This window comes from Streptomyces sennicomposti, assembly GCF_019890635.1.
In the GTDB taxonomy this organism is placed as follows: Bacteria; Actinomycetota; Actinomycetes; order Streptomycetales; family Streptomycetaceae; genus Streptomyces; species Streptomyces sennicomposti.
In genome coordinates, this window is record NZ_JAIOAB010000140.1 from 1 (window position 1) to 747 (window position 747).

Annotated in this window: 1 rRNA gene; it reads right to left on the reverse strand. The window is 59.0% G+C overall.

Features of this window, described 5'->3' with window-relative positions:
* Positions 1 to 573: ribosomal RNA gene (locus K7787_RS31425) — 16S ribosomal RNA — on the reverse strand; the annotation flags it as partial.
* Positions 574 to 747 lie beyond the last annotated feature (174 nt).

Below are 747 nucleotides of genomic sequence, written 5' to 3' on the forward strand. Positions count from 1 at the left end.
CGACGTGACAAGCCGCCTACGAGCTCTTTACGCCCAATAATTCCGGACAACGCTTGCGCCCTACGTATTACCGCGGCTGCTGGCACGTAGTTAGCCGGCGCTTCTTCTGCAGGTACCGTCACTCTCGCTTCTTCCCTGCTGAAAGAGGTTTACAACCCGAAGGCCGTCATCCCTCACGCGGCGTCGCTGCATCAGGCTTTCGCCCATTGTGCAATATTCCCCACTGCTGCCTCCCGTAGGAGTCTGGGCCGTGTCTCAGTCCCAGTGTGGCCGGTCGCCCTCTCAGGCCGGCTACCCGTCGTCGCCTTGGTGAGCCGTTACCTCACCAACAAGCTGATAGGCCGCGGGCTCATCCTGCACCGCCGGAGCTTTCCACCACCCGACCATGCGGTCAGTGGTTGTATCCGGTATTAGACCCCGTTTCCAGGGCTTGTCCCAGAGTGCAGGGCAGATTGCCCACGTGTTACTCACCCGTTCGCCACTAATCCCCACCGAAGTGGTTCATCGTTCGACTTGCATGTGTTAAGCACGCCGCCAGCGTTCGTCCTGAGCCAGGATCAAACTCTCCGTGAATGTTTACCGGTAATCCGGTGCACACACACGAGAGCGGAACAGTCAGGCGGAATAGGCCCGACCGTTCACAGCGTCCTCGCTGTGTTTTTTCAAAGGAACCTCGCCCCAGCCGAACCGGCCGGAGACGGGGTATCAACATATCTGGCGTTGACTTTTGGCACGCTGTTGAGTTCT